This window comes from Ruegeria sp. BB6 (assembly GCF_056539385.1).
In genome coordinates this window covers 40856-58304 of record NZ_JBQFUW010000010.1, presented here as the reverse complement: position 1 = coordinate 58304, position 17449 = coordinate 40856, and the positions used below count along the sequence as shown (strand labels likewise).

Here is a 17449-nt window from a genome sequence, read left to right as displayed (position 1 = left end):
CTCCTATTCCCATGGCGCGAGGATGATCTTGGGCGCGGCTACCGCACCCTGCCGCAGATCCTGGAATGCGCGTGCCCCCTCAGACAACGCGCGCGCTTCGACCCAGTCAAGCGCACCCAGACGGCCATCAAATATGGCCTGTGCGGTTTCTCGGAAATCCTCAGCCGTATACGTATAGGTGCCGAAAAACGTGATTTCCTGCAAGGTCATACGACGCACATCCAGCCCGCCGCTGTCCTCTCCCAAACCTGCGTGGGCGATCACCCCGCCCGGCTGTGCCAGAGCGGAGGCCGTCGCGCGGGTCGCGGCAAACCCGACCGCGTCTATGATCAGCGGAAACATATCGGCGGTTTCAGCGACGACCTCAAAAGGGATCGCATTTTGCAGATATGCACGTCGCAACGTGTTGGGCTCAACGATCCGCACCTGTTTAACCCCCATCGCGGACAGGGCCAGCGCAGCGGCAACCCCAATGGCACCCCCGCCCAATACCAACGCGCGGCGCTCCATAGACGAATGCAATGCCTCAAGCCCAAGGCGCGCCGCATGCCACCCCACGGCCAGCGGTTCAGCCAATGCAGCCTGCGCGAGGCTGACATGCTGCGGCACCTCGACCAGATTTCTGTCTGGCATCGCGACGAACTGGGCAAATGCACCTTCGCGCGGCGGCATTGAGATGATCTGACGGTCCGGGCACAGATTTTCACGCCCCGTATTGCAAGCATCGCAGCGCCCACAAGCGACCAACGGGTTAATGGTGACCCGCGCACCATCACGAGGACCGCCCGTGATAACACCCGCCGCCTCATGACCAAGGATCAACGGCGCGGGTCGGCGCGCATCATGGCCCAGATAGGCGTGCATGTCGGACCCGCAGATCCCTACCGCTTCGACCCGGATGAGGTGCTCGCCCGGATTGGGCTTGGCATCCGGGACATCCCGATAGGCCACGTGTTCGAAACCTTCATAGACCAAAGCCTTCATTTTGCGGTGAACCCTCCGTCAACCATCAGCACCTGTCCGGTCACGTAATCCGACGCGCGTGAGCACAGAAACAGGATCGGGCCGTTGATGTCCGCCATTTCTCCATTGCGTCGAATACAGGTCTGGTCTGCATTGCGTTCGGCACGCGCCGGATCATCAAAGACAGCCCGCGTCAGTTCGGTCGGGAAAAACCCCGGACCGATGGCATTGGCCGTGATACCGAAAGGCGACCATGCCTCGGCCATTGCGCGGGTTAGCTGGCCGATCCCTGCCTTCGTCGCGCCATAGGCGACCCCACCCGGAAAGGCGCGTGTGGTCTGGAGCGAGGCGAAATTCACGATGCGACCCCACCCCTTTTTCTTCATCTCGGGAACCATTGACTGGCTTAGAAAAAACGGCGCGCTAAGGTTCACGGCCAGTGTCTGATCCCACCCTTCGGAGGTCACGTCATCCGCTGCCTCTCGGGTGTTCAGACCGGCCGCGTGGACGAGGATATCCGGCGAGCCAAACTTGGCCGAGACGTCCCGCGTCAACGCATCAACGCGCGATCTGTCTGATACGTCCGCGACGACGGCATCGGCGTTTGCGCCGATCTCCTCAGTCAGTCCTTCCAACGCCTCGGGCCGGCGCGCAACACCCACAACGCGCGCACCGGCGGCCGCCAGAACCTTGGCTACTTGCCGCCCAAGGCCCGAGCTTGCGCCGGTCACACAGGCAACCCTGCCCGTCAGGTCAAATAGCGCGCGCGGGTCATCCATCTGCGGTCAGGTCAAACTGTTCGTCAGGAAAATACTTGGCCAGACGCACGTCTGCGGCACGCGCATGCCCCTCCATCCCTTCCAGCCGGGAAATGCGGGCTGTTGCGACGGCAATAGGCTTGGACCCTTCCCGCGTTGCGCGCTGCCACGTGACGATCTTCATGTATTTGTGGACGCTCAAACCCCCAGTATAGCTGGCCGCGCCCGAGGTCGGCAGCACGTGGTTCGTGCCCGTTGCCTTGTCACCATAGGACACCGTGGTTTCTTCGCCCAGAAACAAAGAGCCATAGCAGGTCAGCCGATCCAGCCACCAATCCAAATCATCGGCCTGAACAGTCAGATGTTCGGGCGCGTAAGCGTCGGAACAGGCGGCCATTTCCTCACGATCCGAGCAGACAATCACTTCGGCATAGTCCCGCCACGCGGCAGAGGCGTTTTCGCGGTTCAAATCAGGCAGGTCTGCGATCAGGGTTGGAACCAGTTCCATCACCTTTTGCGCCAGTGTCCGATCATCCGTCACCAGCCAGACGGGTGAGTTGTACCCGTGTTCGGCCTGACTGACCAAATCGGTAGCCACCACATGCGCGTCGGCGGATTTATCCGCAAGGATCAGGCTATCGGTCGGGCCTGCGATCATGTCGATACCGACCTTGCCGTAGAGAATACGCTTGGCCTCGGCCACGAATTGGTTGCCCGGGCCCACAAGGATATTCGCGCGCGGCAGACCGAACAGGCCATAGGTCATCGCGGCCACGCCCTGCACGCCACCCATGGCCAGAATGCTGTCTGCCCCGCAGATATGAGCCGCATACACGATGGCTGGGGCAACGCCTTCTCCGGGCTTTGGCGGAGAACACGCGGTGATGTGGCGGCATCCGGCTACTTTTGCCGTGGTCACCGTCATTATCGCACTGGCGATGTGGCTATACCGTCCGCCGGGCACGTAACACCCCGCCGCATCCACCGGGATCGCCTTTTGACCGGCGACAACGCCCGGCACGATCTCGACCTCGACATCGGACACGGTCGCTTTCTGAGCTTCGGCAAAGCGACGCACGTTATCATGGGCAAACCGGATATCGGCTTTCAGCTTTTCAGGCACGCGCGCGATGGCCGCATCAATCTCGGCCTGTGTCATCAGCACGCTGCCCTCGAACTTGTCGAACTTGGCCGCGTATTCCATTGCCTTGGCGTCGCCGCCCGTTTCGATATCGGCAAGGATTGTCTTTACCGTGTCATGCACCTCGGTTGCATGAGACTGAGGGGTTAGCGTCGCTTTTTTCAAATACTCGCGCGGCATGGTCAAAATACCCTATTGGTAGATTTCAGGAAGCAACGTGGTCGAAACCGCCGGGACATAGGCGATCAGAATAACCACGATCAGCATTGTCAAAACAAACGGAACGGCGCGGGCCGCGATCTTTAGGATCGACTCGCCGGTAATCCCCGAGACTACGAACAGGTTCAGCCCCAGCGGAGGCGTAATGAACCCGACGCCCAGCGCAGTGATCATCATGATGCAGAACTGGATCTCGTTCATGCCGATATTGTCTGCCAAGGGTTTCAAGATCGGGGCAAGGATCACGATGTTGGGAGTCGTTTCCATGACGCAGCCCGCGGCGATCAGGATACCGATCATCAGCAGGATCAGCAGATATGGATCATCGGTCAGCGAGGTCACGGCGGTCACGAACCCCTGCGGCACACCCATGATCGCCAGCGCCTCGGCCAAGGGCGCGGAAAAGGCGATGATCGGCAGGATCACCCCGTTCACCTTGGCGGAACTGACCAGCATTGACGGAAAGTCGGCCAGCGTCAGCGTGCGCAGGATGAAGCCCATGATGATGGTGACGACAACGGCGGTCGCACCGGCCTCGGTGGGCGTCAGGCGGCCCGAGAAGATGCCGTAGAAGATGATCCCCGGCACGATGAACGCATACCAACCGGATTTCAGCGCCTTGCCCAGATTGGCCAGCCACTCACCCATGGTCATCATGCCGCCGCCCTCATAAGCGTAGATCCGGTTCATGATGATGTTGGTCACAAGGATCGAGATCAGAATGGCCAGTCCGGGGATCAACGCGGCCAGAAACAGCGTGGACGCCGAAATACCCAGCACCAGACCAATGATGATATAGGCAATCGAAGGGGGGATTAGGATGCCGGTACACGCCCCGGCAGCCACCAGCGCACAGGCATAGGGGCGTGGATAGCCGCTTTCGACCAGACGGTTGATCGTCATGCGCCCCACGGCAGCAGCCCCGGCTGCATCGGACCCCGAGATCGCGGCGAACATGCCGCAGACCAGAACGGTGGCTGACCCGAACCCGCCCTTGGCGAAGCATGTCAGCGCCTCGGCCACGTCCAGAAACTTGCGCGACAGCCCGGTGCGAACCAGCACGTCGCCCGTCAGGATGAACAGCGGGACGGCTGTCAGGGCAAAGGCGTCAATGCCAGTGAACAGGCTTTCCCCCACAAGGCTGAGCGGCAGATCGCCCGACATGATCAGCATCACAATCGCCGCTGTGCCGATGGCCGCCCACACAGGCACGGCCAGCGCGATCAGGCCAACGAACAGGATCACCGGCAGGTAGAAATCCCAGCCCAGTTCAACGGTTTGATTGAGGGAACCCCAGAGCATCGCGTGTCCCCTCAGTCAAACAGCTTGTCGCCTTCAAAGACGGGCTTGCCGTCCTTCAGGCATTTCAGGTCGCGTATCAGCGACTGGATCAAGCGCCAGATCATCAGCGCAAATCCAGTGGGCACGGCCATCAGGAACCAGACCTTTGAGACCCGCAGCCCATCCGTCACCGACCCGAACTTGGCCGAGACATGCACCGCCTCATACGACCAATAGAGCGCGATGACGGCCACGCCGAACATCACCAGATCGCCGAAGATATACAGCAGCGCCTTGGGACGCGGCCCGAGGTAGTGCATGATCACGTCGATGCGAATATGCGCGCGTTCCTTCACCGCCGCCGCCGCACCGATCCACGCGAGGTAGATAAAGGAATAGCGGACGATCTCTTCACCCCAGATCGACGAGTACGCGAATATTTCGCGTCGAAGAACCTCGATGGCCATGGTGATGACCAGCATCACGTAGAACACCAGCAGCAGCCAGCGCTCGGCGTTGCGGTCTATGTTTTGAAGTAAGGTCATCGGTTCCCTCGGCGTGCAGGCAGTCAGGCGCGCGCCTTCTGGTCCGGGCGTTTACCGGCCTGACTGCTTGAAGGTGTGGTGGTCGATCAGGCGTCATGGACGAAGTACTTGCCCTGCGTCCCTGCGGCTTCGACCAGCTTCTCGAAGGCGTCCATCGACCCGGCGAGTTCCGTCTTGAACGGGTCCCAATCGGCGTTCTGATAACCACCGACGCTTTCCCATTCTGCCAACTGGTCAGAGCTGAGCGAATGGAACTCCACGCCCGCTTTGTTCAGTTCAGCCATTGCATAGGCGCGGGCCGAGGGCACTTTGGCAAGGTTCTGATGGCTCGTCATTTCGGACGCCCACATAATACCTTCCTGCACGTCTGCCGGCATCGAGTTGAACCACTCAAGATTACAGGAATATACCTGACTGTCCGGCACCGCCTGCGTAAAGGTCACATGGCTGAGGATGTCCTTAAAGCCAAAGACAAACAGCGCGCCCACGGATGGATCAAGCGCATCCGCGACGCCCTGCTTGATGGCCGAGGGGGTCTCACCCCAAGCGACAGGCGTCGGGTTTGCGCCGACCATGCGATAATATTGCTGCAACATCTTGGACCCCGGCACACGGAACTTGATACCGCTCATGTCGCCCGGAGTGATAACGGCGTTCCCGCCCTGCCGCACAGCAACAACGCGCGGGTCGATCACAACGTAGAACAACGCCTTGAACCCGGCGGCCTCGACCTTGGGATGGACTTCGTTCTTCCAGGTGTCCGAATTCACAAGATTGGTGAATTTCTGGTTCGAGCCGCACAGATACGGCATATTGATCAGATCAACGGTCGAGGCGAAGGGCGCAAAGTTCGACAACGAATGCTGTGCGGCCTGAATGGTTCCGCCCTGCACTTTCTGCACCAGAGAACCACCCGCACCCAACTGTCCGCCGGGGGCCAGCTTGACATAGACCTTGCCGTTCGTGGCGTTCTGGATGTTTTCCTTCAGGTCCAACTGCATGATCGGATAGCTGCGCGATGCGCCCAGCACATAGGCTGTGGCAACGGTCATCACATGCTCTGCCGCCTGCTCACGCTCGCGTTCTTCCTTGGCCGTCTGCGCTGCGGCCTCTGACGACCAAAGAACCCCACCTGCACCTGCGACCAAGGCCGCGGTGAACGCGCCGCTTGCGCTGAGTTTCAGGAAATTGCGACGTTCTTCCGACGCAAGCTCGTTTCTGTCGTTGTTCATCTATTGCCCTCCCAAGCAAAAAATTCAGCTGTCGCCTTCTGCGTTGCGGTCAGCCTCCTTTTTCAGAATTGCGACAACGAACAGGATCGACGCCGCGAACAGGACCAACATCTCACCCACGTCCCCAAGAAATGCGCTATCTGAAAAGGCACCCAAAGCCACGTTCGCAAAGTAGATGACAAACACGATGATGGATGCGGTCAGAAACACTTTTCCGGACTCCCTTAGGATTCGGCCCAAAGCCATTTGTAAGCGCTTACATTAAAAATGCAAGCGCTTACATATCTGCTTTCCTTGAAGGTCGGTTGAGATTAGACTTATTGGCAAAAGTGAATTGCGGGTTTGAGAATGTCGAAACTGGGGGCAGCACCAACGCTGGATGATGTGGCCAAGATGGCAGGCGTTTCGACCGCGACTGTCTCGCGCTGCCTCAACAACCCTGACCGTGTCGTCAAGGCAACGCGGGAACGTGTCCAATCGGCTGTTGATGCCCTGGGTTACACGCCGAACTTTGCAGCTAGGGTGATGGCCGCCAAGCGCACCTTTACCATCGGCGCCATAATTCCGACAATGGAAAACGCGATTTTCGCGCGCGGGTTGCAAGCCTTCCAGGAAGAGCTGCACCAGCACGGATATACCCTTTTGGTGTCAAGCTCGGCCTACAAACCCGACATCGAAGAAGAACAGATCAGGACGTTGGCGGCACGGGGCGCGGATGGGCTTTTGCTGATTGGCCATGACCGCGACCCAAAGATTTATGAGTTTTTGGACCGTCGTAAAATCCCAACTTTGGCCGCGTGGTCTTTTGCGCCTGATGCGCCGGTCCCCTCGATCGGGTTCGACAACCGTGCGGCGATGAACGCGCTGGCAAGCCGTGTGATTGCTATGGGTCATACCCAAATCGGGGTGATTTCCGGCATCAGCGCAGGCAATGATCGCGCGCGCCTGCGGATCGAAGGCGTGAAGGACGCCGCACGGCAGAACGGATTGCACACTGAGCATCTGACAATCATCGAAACGCCTTACGAGATTGAGAACGGCGCTGCCGCGTTTTCCAAGTTAATGGGCCAAGCCACGCGCCCGACGGCGATCCTTTGCGGGAACGACGTTTTGGCGGCCGGCGCGTTGCGGCGGGCTCAGGACATCGGGCTGCACGTTCCCAAGGATGTCTCGATCACCGGTTTTGACGACATCGAACTGGCCCGAATTGTGAGCCCCGCCCTAACAACAGTACATGTCCCGCACCGCGAGATGGGTCGCAAGGCCGCTCTGCAATTGGTCGAGATGGTCGAAAAACAAATCACAGGCCAGGGTGAACAACTCGCGACCAGTATCATCGACGGCCAGTCGCTTGGGCCGCCGGGCGGTATTTAAGCGGCCTCGGCTTCCATCGTCCTGAATTCGTTTTTCAGCCAGATGTGTTTTTTGCACATAGGCTCGGTGAAGTGTTGCCGTATCAGCTTTTCCATAACCTTTTGGATCAAAGCCGATGTCGTTTCGGGATAAACCTCGGTGGTGAATAACGACACGGTCCGCACAAAGTTCCGGCCGGGAAACGGCATTGCTTTGACGCTGTCGTGAAACCGCTGTGCGCGGTGGAAACACGCTGCGGTGGTGATCGCCCATCCCGCGCCCTCGGCGACCAGTCCAATGATCGACTGGTTGCACTCCAACTCGAACCGGTTTGGCAGATTGTATTTGCTTCGGGTCAACTGAATTTCGATCTGTTTACCAATCATGTAGTCCCGCGAGTATCTCAGCAGCGGAAGGCTCGCATCTGGCTCGAATAGTTCTTCGGGCTGACCTTCAAAACTGTTTGGCAGGATGACGATGAACGGGTCGCGCATCAGCGGGTATTCAATCAACCCCTCTGTGCGCTCCGACGGTCGCGTGGCGACACCTGCGTCCAGCTTATGCTCTTGAAGTTTTGCAATAATCTCATGGCTGGGGCGGGTGTAGTGACGAAAATTGCAGCGCGGCAGCGCCTGAGCCAGAAACCGGAACAGATCAGGCGCGATCTGGTTGTCGAAATCGTCGATCAGGGCCAGCCTCAAATCTGTCGCGTGACGCCAGTTGCCCGTGCGGATTTCGGCCTCACCCCGTTTCAATACCGTCAGACCATCGCGGACATAGCGCGCGAACACCTCTCCGGCCGGGGTCAGCCCCATCGGGCGGCGGCCATGGTCTACCAGTTCGATGCCAAGCGCACGTTCAAGACTGCGCAGGTGGTTTGAGACCGTACTGATGGAAAGGCCGGTTTCCGACGCGACCTGTTGGATCGACCCTGACTTGGCGATAAGCTGAAACACTTCCAGCCAGCGCAGGCTTAGAGATTTCGACACAGCAACCGTCCGTTGTTTCGATTACATCGAAACAAGCCAAGCAGAGAAATGCGGTTTCGGCAATGGTGATGTTATTGAAACGGCCCCGACCTAAAGCCTAACCCGGTCAAGATTTGGGTCGTAGGGCGAGGCCGGGACGACGGTGGCCACCACATGCTCGCCACAGCGGTCCAACACCATTTCGCAGCCGATTTCGGCCAGTTCCGGTTCGACAAAGGCATGCGCCAGATTAAGGCCGGTTCGATGCCCCCATTCGCCGGACGTAATCGTACCCACAACCCTATCCCCTTGCATAAGAGACGCTCCGGGATGTGCAGGGCCACGCGTTGTGTGCACCTGCAAGACAACCAGCTTTTTGCGCGGGCCGTCCGCTTTGCGCGCCTCCAACGCCTTGCGCCCGGTAAAGTCACCTTTGTCGCGTTTCACGAACCGCTCCAATCCGGTTTCAAAAGGGTCAAACTCGGTAATCAAGTCGGACTTCCAATGCAGAAAGCTCTTTTCCATACGCATCGAGTCGACGGCGCGTGCGCCAAATAGCTTCATGCCCAAGGGTTCGCCGGCCTGACGTAAAGCCAAGTATGCAGCATAGAGCGACGCATTAGGCACGTGGATTTCATAGGCCAACTCGCCCGAGAAACTGACACCCATAACGGTGGCCGGTGCGATCCCCACAAAGCACTCACGAACACTGAGCCACGGGAACGCCTCGGCCGACCAATCGCCGCGCGCACAGGCGGACAGGACATCGCGCGATTTTGGGCCTGCGAGGACCAGAATGGTCTGATCGTTGGTCAGGCTGCGCAGGTGGACGTCTTCGTCAGTTCGCAAATGGCTGGTCAGCCAGTCCATGTCGTGAAACTCACTGGCCGCGGCCGAGCCGTACCAGATGCGTTCAGGGCCGCGGTCGCTGGCGGGCAGATTGGCGACTGTCGCCTCGGCCTTGACCATACCGTGATGGTTCGACAGATAGCCCAGCCCCACACGCCCGTCGCGGCGGGTGACAGTGCCGCAGAACATCCGGTCTAGAAAGGTGTGACGGTCCGCGCCGGTGATTTCGATCCGGTTGAAACCGTTCACCTCGGCCAACCCCACATTGGTCTGAACATTGGCAACCTCGGCGGCCACCAGATCGAAGGTTTCGTCAAAATCGAAACTGTGGGCGGGCGCGAAATCGGGAGATGGCTTGATGTAATCCATCCGCTCCCACCCATTCACCACGGTGAACTCGGCCCCCTCCGCCGCCAGAACCGGAGTCAGAGGGGTTGTCTTGGCCGGCCGCCCTGCGGGGCGATGTTCATGCGGGAAGTGAAAGCGGAACTCGTTCTGATAATCCTCGATGGCCTTCAGCGCTGTCAGTTCCACATTTGCGTGCCCCGTGAACCGTCGGGGATCAAGACACCACGTGTCATAGCACGCCTCGCCATGCACGATCTGTTGTGCCAGCAGCCAGCCGTGGCCGCCGCCCTCACCCAGACCCGCGCGCAGACCGATGATGCAGAAAGCGTTGCGCTTACCCGGGATCGGCCCGACCAGAGGCGCGCCGTCGATCGTATAGGTGATCGGGCCATTGACCACCGTATGCACCCCGGCCTCCATCAGCGCGGGCATACGGGCGAAAGCGCCCTCCAGCACATCCGTCACGCGGTCCAGATCATCGGGGCACAAGGCGTTGACAAAGTTCGGGTCGATCCCGTCCATGCCCCATGTCTTGCAGTCCTGTTCATAGAACCCCAGCAGCAACCCGTTCTTTTCCTGCCGGCAGTAATAGTCACTGATAGGGCAGCGCAGCAGAGGCATCCTGTGGCCTGCATCCCGGATGGCGGGAATCTCTTCGGTCAGGAAATACTGATGCTCCATCGAGGCGACCGGGTGATGCACCCCCATCATCGCGCCCACTTCGTTCACCCGATAGCCGCCCGCGTTGACGACGATATCGCAGTCGATATCGCCCTTTTCGGTCTGCACGGTCCACGTGTCATCGGCATGTTGCTTCAGCCCGATGACCGGCGTGTTGCGGTACACCTCGGCGCCCGCCTTGCGCGCCCGACGCGCCAGTGCCTGACACAACTGCGCGGGGTCGATGTCCCCATCCATCGGATCCCACAGCCCGCCGATCAGGTTCTCGGTCGAGATCAAAGGGTGGCGGCGCGCGCATTCCTCGGCATCGATCACCTCGAACTGCACGTCCATCCCACGTGCCATGGATGCGAAATGACGATAGCCCTGCATCTGCGCCTCGGTATTGGCCAGCCGGATGCCGCCGTCACCGTGGTGGTAGTTGATCGGATAGTCCGGGTCCTCGGCCAGTTCCTTATACAGCCGGATCGAGTGTGTTTTCAGCCCGACCATCGTCTGGTTCATCCCGAAATTCGTCACTTGCGCCGCCGAATGCCACGTGGTGCCCGAGGTCAGTTCGTTCCGCTCGACCAGAACCACATCGCTCCACCCTTCCTGCGTCAGGTGATAGAGGGTGGAACAACCCGCAATCCCGCCTCCGATGACAACGACCTTGGTCCGAGATTTCATGGGCGCGGCTCCTGTATTTGTTCCGCCCAAGTCTTGCGGAACAATACCTGCGCACGACAAGCCACCCGGTGCTTGTATTGAAAAATCGAAACCGCGATTGCGGATTCTGCAAATTGCAGTTGGTCTTTGCATGGGGCGCAAACCCGCGCTTAGGGTTCGGGGGAAGCGCCACGAAAGGAACCGGATGAGCACGGGCAGCAAACGAAGCGGCAGACGCGCCCGGCACGCGCAACGCGCAGCGGCACCCAGGGTTGATCCTTGCCCTCCCGGTCAGATCGGCGGGGCCTTTAAGCCATTGACCGCCCCCGAAATCGCGCAGATTTATGACACCGCCCTGCGCCTATTGGAAACCCTCGGCATGGGAGAGGTGCCGGACCGATTGGCCGGTGATCTGCGGACCGCTGGCGCAGAACCCGGCCCTGACGACCGATTGCTGTTCCCGCGCGCCATGGTCGAACAGGCCATTCAGTCCGCCGCCAAACAGTTCACCTTTCACGGCCGCGATCCGGCGCGTTCGATCGAGGTGGGCGGCGACCGCGTGTTCTTTGGCACCGGCGGCGCGGCGGTTCAGACGTTGGACATCGACACCGGCCTTTATCGACCATCGACCCTGACCGATCTGCATGACTTCACCCGATTGCAGGACACGCTGGCCAATGTCAGTTGGTTCACCCGGTGTTGTGTTGCGACCGACGTGCCGGACAATTTCGATCTGGACGTGAACACCGCCTATGCGCTGGTCCGCAATACCACCAAGCCCATCGCCACGTCCTTTACGCTGGCCGAACATGTCGCGCCCATTGTCGAGATGCTGGATATCGTTGCCGGAGGGTCCGGCGCATTCGCCGCGCGCCCGTTTCTGAAGGCGCATATCAGCCCGGTCATCTCACCCCTGCGCTATGGCGAGGATGCGGTGGACGTAGTCTATGAATGTATCGCCCATAACATCCCCATGTCCTGCATCACGGCAGCCCAAGCGGGCGCGACGGCCCCGGCGACTCTGGCCGGGTTTCTGGCGCAATCACTGGCTGAGACGCTGGCCAGCCTTGTGATGGTCAACACAATCAAACCGGGCTTTCCCATGGTGTTTTCCAACTGGCCCTTCATCGTGGACCTGCGCACAGGTAGCTTTGCGGGCGGCAGTGGAGAGACTGCGATCCTCAACGCGGCCTCGGCCCAGATTTCCAATTGGTTGGGGCTGCCTTCGGGCGTGGCGGCCTCGATGACTGATGCCAAGGCGATTGACGCGCAATACGGGGCGGAAAAGGGCATCACCTCTCTGGCGGCGGCACTGGCAGGTGGGAACCTGATCTATGAAAGCTCGGGCATGACCGCATCGCTGCTGGGGGCCAGTTTCGAGGGCTTTGTGCTGGACAACGAAATGCACGCCCACACCTACCGCGCCCTGCGCGGGATCGAAGTGACCGAGGAAAACCTCGGGTTCGATGCGATCTGCCAGTCGGTTCTGGGTGACGGTCATTTTCTGGGCAGCACCCATACCTATAACGCGATGGAGCGCGACTATTATTACCCCGAGCTCGCCGACCGGACAGAGCCGCGTACTTGGGCGGACGAAGGTGCCAGCGACGCCTGGACCACCGCCCGCGCCCGCGCGAAAGAGATTTTGGCCACGCACCGCCCCCAATATCTGACCGCCGAACAGGATGCGGAAATCCGCGCCCGGTTTCGTATCCTTGATTGACCTTCCCCAACCGCCCGGAGGCGGCTAGGGTCGGCTTGATTGCACATGAATGAGGCCCAGATGACCGATCCTTTCTTTCAGCCCGTCTCGGCCATGGAACTGGCGCGATTTGCGGGTGTGCCGACCTTCATGCGTTTGCCCGGTATGACGCTGGATCACGCACGGATCGCCGAAGTTGATATCGGGCTGGTCGGCATCCCCTGGGACGGCGGCACCACGAACCGCCCCGGCGCGCGTCACGGGCCGCGCCAGTTGCGGGACTACTCGACCATGATCCGCGCGATGAACCCTGTGACCGGGGTTGCGCCCTTTGCGATGATGAACTGCGCCGATCTGGGCGACGTGGCTCCGAACCCGGTGGACATCGACGATACGCTGGATCGCGTGACGTCATTCTACAGCGACCTGACCACGCGCGGCATCACCCCTCTGACCGCCGGAGGGGATCACCTGACCACCCTGCCCGTTCTGCGCGCACTGGCCAAATCCGGCCCGCTGGGGCTGATCCAGTTCGACAGCCATACCGATCTGTTCGACAGCTATTTCGGCGGGCATAAATTCACCCATGGCACCCCGTTCCGCCGCGCGGTCGAGGAAGGTCTGGTCGATCCCAAACGCTTTGTTCAGGTGGGCATTCGCGGCACAGCCTATAACACCGAGGATATCGAGTGGGGCGAGGCGCAGGGCATCCGTATCATCCGCATCGAGGAACTGTTTGATCGCGGCATCAACGATGTCATGGCCGAGGTGCGCAGCATCGTCGGCGACGCACCGACCTATTGCACCTATGATATCGACTTCGTGGACCCCACCTTTGCCCCCGGCACCGGCACGCCCGAGATCGGCGGCCCGAACAGTTTTCAGGCCCAGCACGTAATCCGCGAGATGGCCGGAGTGAACCTTATAGGGGCCGATCTGGTCGAGGTCTCACCGCCCTTCGACGCTTCGGGCGGCACCGCTTGGCTGGGGATTTCGCTGATGTTCGAGCTGCTCTGCGTGTTGGCGCAGGCCGTAGATGCGCGGCGTTAACTGACGTTTTCGGCGATCATCGAGATCATCTCGAACATCACCGCCGCCGCTGTCAGGGCGGTGATATTGTTGGGGCTGTCCTTGGTGGGCATCATGCAGACCACGTCTCCGCCGACGATATTCAGCCCGCGCGCGGCACGCAAAATCCCCACGGCCTCGTCAATGTCGAACCCCTTCTCACCGGGCTCCAGATTGGACACCGCAGGCGCGACGGTCGGGTCAAGGCAATCCAGATCGAAAGTGATATAGACCGGACGGTCACCCAACACTTCGCGCGTCTGCGCCACCACGTCCGCAAGCCCGCGCTGGCGGAACTCACGCATGGTGACGATGTTGTAGCCGTAGTCATAGGAAGGTTGCAGCCAGTCCAGACTACGCGGATGACCCCGCAGCCCGATCTGCATGGATCGCGTTGGATCAACCTGCCCCTGATCTGCCAGATAAGCGCCCCAATGGGCCGCCGATTTTTTCGCGCCGAGAAAGTGGTCAACCTTGGTAAATACATCCGTATGGGCGTCGAGATGCAGAAAGCTAACCGGCTCACCCCCGGACAGTTCACCGCGCCCCAGCGCCTGCACGATGCCGCCGGTGATCGAGTGATCCCCACCCACCGACACGGGCCGCGCCCCTGCTGCGTCGATATCTTTGTAAAAGGCGGTGATCCGTTCGATGCAGTCTTCGTTGTCATTGGCGCGTGGAAAAGGCACGTCGCCCACATCGGCGATTTTGGCGCTGTTCCACGGGTCAATCTCGAACACCGAATGCACCCTGCGTTGCACCGCCGAGACATGGCGCAACGCGCGCGGGCCTAGATGCTGATCCCGCTCGGTCGTGCCATTGCCGGTGGAATGCGGGACGCCAACTAGGGCGATGTCCTGCCCCTCGGGGCCGGTGTTGGGACAGCGAAACAGGGTCGGCACGCCCCACCAATAAAGGTTATCCATCATCGACTGTTCATATCGGTCGGTCATCTGCATCCCCTTTGAAGAAACGCCCCCGGCTGGCGGGGGCGCATGTGATCAGATTTTCTCGTCTTCTCGCCGGAAGGCCCCCTGCACGATCCGGTCGATGACCATGGCGCAGAACAGGATGGCAAAGCCGCCTAGCAGACCCGGACCCTTGGCCGCGTATTGCAACGCCTCAAGGATTTCCTTGCCCAGACCGCCGCCGCCGATCAGCGAGATGATCACCACCATCGACAGGCACATCAGAATGGTCTGGTTCACCCCGGTCATGATCGAAGGCAGCGCCAGCGGGATTTCGACATCCTTCAACAACTGCCATTTCGAGGCGCCAAAGGCGACCGCAGCCTCTTTGATGCTTTCGGGCACACCGCGCATCCCCAAGGCGGTCAGGCGGATCACGGGCGGCATTCCAAAGATGATCGTGGCCAGAATACCAGGCGGGTTGCCGGTGCCAAAGAAGGCGATGATCGGGATCAGGTAGACGAAGGCGGGCAGCGTCTGCATTAAATCCAGCACAGGTTCTGCCGCACGATAGGCGCGCTGGGACTTCCCGAACCAGATGCCCAGCGGGATACCGAAGATCACGCACAGGATCACGGCAGCACCAACCAGAGCCACCGTCTCCATCGCGACGTCCCAGTACCCAAGAAGCGCGATATAGGCCAGCGACGCGGCGGTGAAGATCGCGACACGCGGACCTGCCGCACGCCATGCGGTGACGCAGATGACCAGCATAACAACGGGCCACGGGGACCCGATCAACGCAACCGTCAGCGCATCCAGAACCGAGCGGACACCAGCCACAATCCCGTCAAAGACGTCCCCACCCGCCGCTGCAGCGGCATCAATCTTGGCTTCCATCCAACTGGCGAGGGCAGAAAACAGCGTTCCGTTGCCTTCGCCAAGAAATATCTCGGAAACCTCCTGTTCCGGGAAGGCATCCAGCAAGGGCAGCGACGCGTTGACCGTGAACTTGTACACAATCAAGGGACCGATCGCGGCGATGAGGACCGCACCCAGCACAGTGTTCCTTCTGGACTGTCCGCTTTCCGTGCTGTCCGGATCAATCCGCCATTTCGAGTATTGCTTTTCGTAGACCCGATCCGCGTAGAAACCCTGTACCAGTTTGAAAACCAGCAACATCAACAGACCCGTGATCAGGATCCCTGCCGCTTCGGATTGCGCGGCAGCGGCCCTTTCAAGGCTGGTATCCGCCGCTTTCTGGATGTTTTCGGCCAGCTTGGTAAAGCGGTCGATATCCGCCTTTTCCGTGGCATCCGCTGCGCGTGCCATCAACTCGGCCGCTCGTTCCTGTTGGCGCGCGGCCCTTTCCGCGAAGTCAGCGCCGGGATTGCCCCACGCGCCCCGGCCAATCTGAACCCATGCGATGATCTCAAGGATCAGGAAGGTCCAGAACATCCCCCAGATCGCACGCGAGGCCGACCAGAACGGCCCCAGCACTGCAGCCCACAGATTGAATGTATTGGGCACAGGGCTGGTCGCGTCATGGATCTTGTGAAACGCGTCGACGTAATAGTCGCCATTCGGTCCCGCGAATTCTTTGATCGAGCGGTCCAGCTCATCGCGATCGACTTCGATGTCAGAGGCGGCTGTAACTTTCAGCTCTGTTGTTGCGTCAGTCATTTTTGCCCCCCTGAATACCACGCAGCAGGCGCGGCTTGGTCACGATCCCCACATCATTGCCTGCGTCCGTTATGACCACCGGCATCTCGGTATTCACCGCAAGGTCGATCAACTGGTCCAGATCCGCGCCCTCATCCGCGCGCGGTGCGCCGTCGAGTGAACCGGAATAGCTGCCCATCGGCTCCATGATCGAGTGCGCCTTGACCAGTTTGAGTTTTGAGATGCCCTGCACAAACTCGCGCACGTAATCGTCGGCGGGGTTCATGACGATATCTTCGGGTGTGCCAATCTGAACGATCACACCGTCTTTCATGATCGCGATGCGATGTCCGATCCGGATCGCCTCGTCCAAGTCGTGCGTGATGAACAAGGTCGTCTTCTTGAGCTGCGCCACCAGCGCCTTGAACTGATCCTGCAGTTGCAACCGGATCAGCGGGTCAAGCGCCGAGAACGGCTCGTCCATCAACAGGATTTCCGGGTCCGAGGCCAACGCGCGGGCGATGCCAACGCGCTGTTGCATCCCGCCGGAAAGCTCTTTGGGCAGGCGATCTTCGTAACCGGTCAGGTTCACGAGGCTGAGCGCATGGTCGGACACCGCCCATCGCTTGGATTTCGGCACTTTGCGGATTTCCAGAGGATACGCCACGTTGTCGCGCACCGAACGGTGCGGCATCAGCGCCATGTGCTGAAAGACCATCCCGATCTGTTGCGCCCGGATGCGGCGCAGTTCCGACTCGGATATCTTTGAGACATCCCGCCCCAGAATTTCGATCTTGCCCGCGGTCGGCTCAATCAGCCGATTGATATGACGCACCAGCGTCGACTTGCCGGACCCTGACAGGCCCATGATGCAGAAAATCTCGCCGCGCGGTACTTCAAAGGTTGCGCCCTGCACGCCGACAACGCAGTTGAAACGCTCTAGAACTTCGGGTTTGCCAATGCCTTCGCTGCGCACGGCAGCCATGGCTTCTTCTGCCCGTGCGCCAAAGATTTTCCAGACATTTTCCAGTTTTACGACAGGTTCGTCCATTTGCCCCTCATGTGCAGGGCTTTGCCCCGGCATATAAGAAAAGGGCCGCCACGAACTGTCGCGACGGCCCCC

15 protein-coding genes are annotated in these 17449 nt (G+C 60.1%); 3 read left to right on the top strand and 12 right to left on the bottom strand.

From position 1 onward, the window contains the following. Positions 1–3: 3 nt before the first annotated feature. The 7 genes from ACR0B7_RS19150 to ACR0B7_RS19120 form a co-directional block, all read right to left on the bottom strand. The gene (locus ACR0B7_RS19150; RefSeq protein WP_170486301.1) at positions 4–984 is read right to left on the bottom strand and encodes an alcohol dehydrogenase catalytic domain-containing protein; all 981 of its coding nucleotides are present in this window, start codon (positions 982–984) and stop codon (positions 4–6) included. Further along, positions 981–1742, bottom strand: coding sequence for an SDR family oxidoreductase (locus ACR0B7_RS19145; RefSeq protein ID WP_170486302.1), 762 nt, complete (start codon positions 1740–1742; stop codon positions 981–983). Before ACR0B7_RS19145 ends, ACR0B7_RS19150 begins: the two co-directional genes overlap by 4 nt. Then, entirely contained in the window at positions 1735–3042 is a 1308-nt protein-coding gene (hisD, locus tag ACR0B7_RS19140; protein ID WP_170486303.1) for a histidinol dehydrogenase, read from the bottom strand. Before hisD ends, ACR0B7_RS19145 begins: the two co-directional genes overlap by 8 nt. A gap of 12 nt (positions 3043–3054) precedes the next feature. Continuing rightward, positions 3055–4383 (bottom strand): TRAP transporter large permease, encoded by a 1329-nt coding sequence (locus ACR0B7_RS19135; protein WP_170411718.1) that lies wholly within the window; start codon positions 4381–4383, stop codon positions 3055–3057. 11 nt (positions 4384–4394) lie between these two features. Next, the gene (locus ACR0B7_RS19130) at positions 4395–4907 is read right to left on the bottom strand and encodes a TRAP transporter small permease (RefSeq protein WP_170486304.1); all 513 of its coding nucleotides are present in this window, start codon (positions 4905–4907) and stop codon (positions 4395–4397) included. Between the two features lie 86 nt (positions 4908–4993). Next, positions 4994–6139 carry a TRAP transporter substrate-binding protein gene (locus tag ACR0B7_RS19125; protein WP_170486305.1) on the bottom strand — a complete coding sequence of 382 codons (1146 nt, stop codon included), beginning with the start codon at positions 6137–6139 and terminating at the stop codon, positions 4994–4996. A gap of 24 nt (positions 6140–6163) precedes the next feature. Further along, positions 6164–6349 (bottom strand): hypothetical protein, encoded by a 186-nt coding sequence (locus tag ACR0B7_RS19120; RefSeq protein ID WP_170486306.1) that lies wholly within the window; start codon positions 6347–6349, stop codon positions 6164–6166. A 138-nt stretch (positions 6350–6487) separates the two neighbouring features. On the opposite strand from ACR0B7_RS19120, the gene ACR0B7_RS19115 reads away from it, so the two are divergent. After that, a complete protein-coding gene (locus ACR0B7_RS19115) occupies positions 6488–7513 on the top strand; it encodes a LacI family DNA-binding transcriptional regulator (RefSeq protein WP_170486307.1) in 1026 nt (341 codons plus the stop codon). Here ACR0B7_RS19115 and ACR0B7_RS19110 read toward each other — a convergent pair. Then, entirely contained in the window at positions 7510–8481 is a 972-nt protein-coding gene (locus ACR0B7_RS19110; protein WP_170385711.1) for a LysR family transcriptional regulator, read from the bottom strand. The genes ACR0B7_RS19115 and ACR0B7_RS19110 overlap by 4 nt on opposite strands. A gap of 90 nt (positions 8482–8571) precedes the next feature. Further along, positions 8572–11007 carry a GcvT family protein gene (locus ACR0B7_RS19105; protein WP_170486308.1) on the bottom strand — a complete coding sequence of 812 codons (2436 nt, stop codon included), beginning with the start codon at positions 11005–11007 and terminating at the stop codon, positions 8572–8574. 184 nt (positions 11008–11191) lie between these two features. On the opposite strand from ACR0B7_RS19105, the gene ACR0B7_RS19100 reads away from it, so the two are divergent. Continuing rightward, positions 11192–12709: a trimethylamine methyltransferase family protein gene (locus ACR0B7_RS19100; protein ID WP_170486309.1), complete on the top strand. Its 1518-nt coding sequence runs from the start codon at positions 11192–11194 to the stop codon at positions 12707–12709. 60 nt (positions 12710–12769) lie between these two features. Then, on the top strand, positions 12770–13738 hold the full coding sequence (gene speB / locus ACR0B7_RS19095) for an agmatinase (protein ID WP_170486310.1): 969 nt from the start codon (positions 12770–12772) through the stop codon (positions 13736–13738). Here speB and ACR0B7_RS19090 read toward each other — a convergent pair. From ACR0B7_RS19090 to ACR0B7_RS19080, 3 genes are read right to left on the bottom strand one after another with little or no spacing between them, the layout of a single operon-like run. After that, entirely contained in the window at positions 13735–14709 is a 975-nt protein-coding gene (locus ACR0B7_RS19090) for an arginase family protein (protein ID WP_170486311.1), read from the bottom strand. The genes speB and ACR0B7_RS19090 overlap by 4 nt on opposite strands. 48 nt (positions 14710–14757) lie before the next feature. Further along, the gene (locus tag ACR0B7_RS19085; protein ID WP_170486312.1) at positions 14758–16347 is read right to left on the bottom strand and encodes an ABC transporter permease subunit; all 1590 of its coding nucleotides are present in this window, start codon (positions 16345–16347) and stop codon (positions 14758–14760) included. Next, positions 16340–17377 (bottom strand): glycine betaine/L-proline ABC transporter ATP-binding protein, encoded by a 1038-nt coding sequence (locus ACR0B7_RS19080; protein ID WP_170385692.1) that lies wholly within the window; start codon positions 17375–17377, stop codon positions 16340–16342. Before ACR0B7_RS19080 ends, ACR0B7_RS19085 begins: the two co-directional genes overlap by 8 nt. Positions 17378–17449 lie beyond the last annotated feature (72 nt).

What these genes read in the sequence shown, in the direction of transcription:
- ACR0B7_RS19150 (WP_170486301.1), bottom strand. Translation starts at nt 984, where the DNA reads ATGAAGGCTTTGGTCTATGAAGGTTTCGAACACGTGGCCTATCGGGAT.
- ACR0B7_RS19145 (WP_170486302.1), bottom strand. Translation starts at nt 1,742, where the DNA reads ATGGATGACCCGCGCGCGCTATTTGACCTGACGGGCAGGGTTGCCTGT.
- hisD (WP_170486303.1), bottom strand. Translation starts at nt 3,042, where the DNA reads ATGCCGCGCGAGTATTTGAAAAAAGCGACGCTAACCCCTCAGTCTCAT.
- ACR0B7_RS19135 (WP_170411718.1), bottom strand. Translation starts at nt 4,383, where the DNA reads ATGCTCTGGGGTTCCCTCAATCAAACCGTTGAACTGGGCTGGGATTTC.
- ACR0B7_RS19130 (WP_170486304.1), bottom strand. Translation starts at nt 4,907, where the DNA reads ATGACCTTACTTCAAAACATAGACCGCAACGCCGAGCGCTGGCTGCTG.
- ACR0B7_RS19125 (WP_170486305.1), bottom strand. Translation starts at nt 6,139, where the DNA reads ATGAACAACGACAGAAACGAGCTTGCGTCGGAAGAACGTCGCAATTTC.
- ACR0B7_RS19115 (WP_170486307.1), top strand. Translation starts at nt 6,488, where the DNA reads ATGTCGAAACTGGGGGCAGCACCAACGCTGGATGATGTGGCCAAGATG.
- ACR0B7_RS19105 (WP_170486308.1), bottom strand. Translation starts at nt 11,007, where the DNA reads ATGAAATCTCGGACCAAGGTCGTTGTCATCGGAGGCGGGATTGCGGGT.
- ACR0B7_RS19100 (WP_170486309.1), top strand. Translation starts at nt 11,192, where the DNA reads ATGAGCACGGGCAGCAAACGAAGCGGCAGACGCGCCCGGCACGCGCAA.
- speB (WP_170486310.1), top strand. Translation starts at nt 12,770, where the DNA reads ATGACCGATCCTTTCTTTCAGCCCGTCTCGGCCATGGAACTGGCGCGA.
- ACR0B7_RS19090 (WP_170486311.1), bottom strand. Translation starts at nt 14,709, where the DNA reads ATGACCGACCGATATGAACAGTCGATGATGGATAACCTTTATTGGTGG.
- ACR0B7_RS19085 (WP_170486312.1), bottom strand. Translation starts at nt 16,347, where the DNA reads ATGACTGACGCAACAACAGAGCTGAAAGTTACAGCCGCCTCTGACATC.
- ACR0B7_RS19080 (WP_170385692.1), bottom strand. Translation starts at nt 17,377, where the DNA reads ATGGACGAACCTGTCGTAAAACTGGAAAATGTCTGGAAAATCTTTGGC.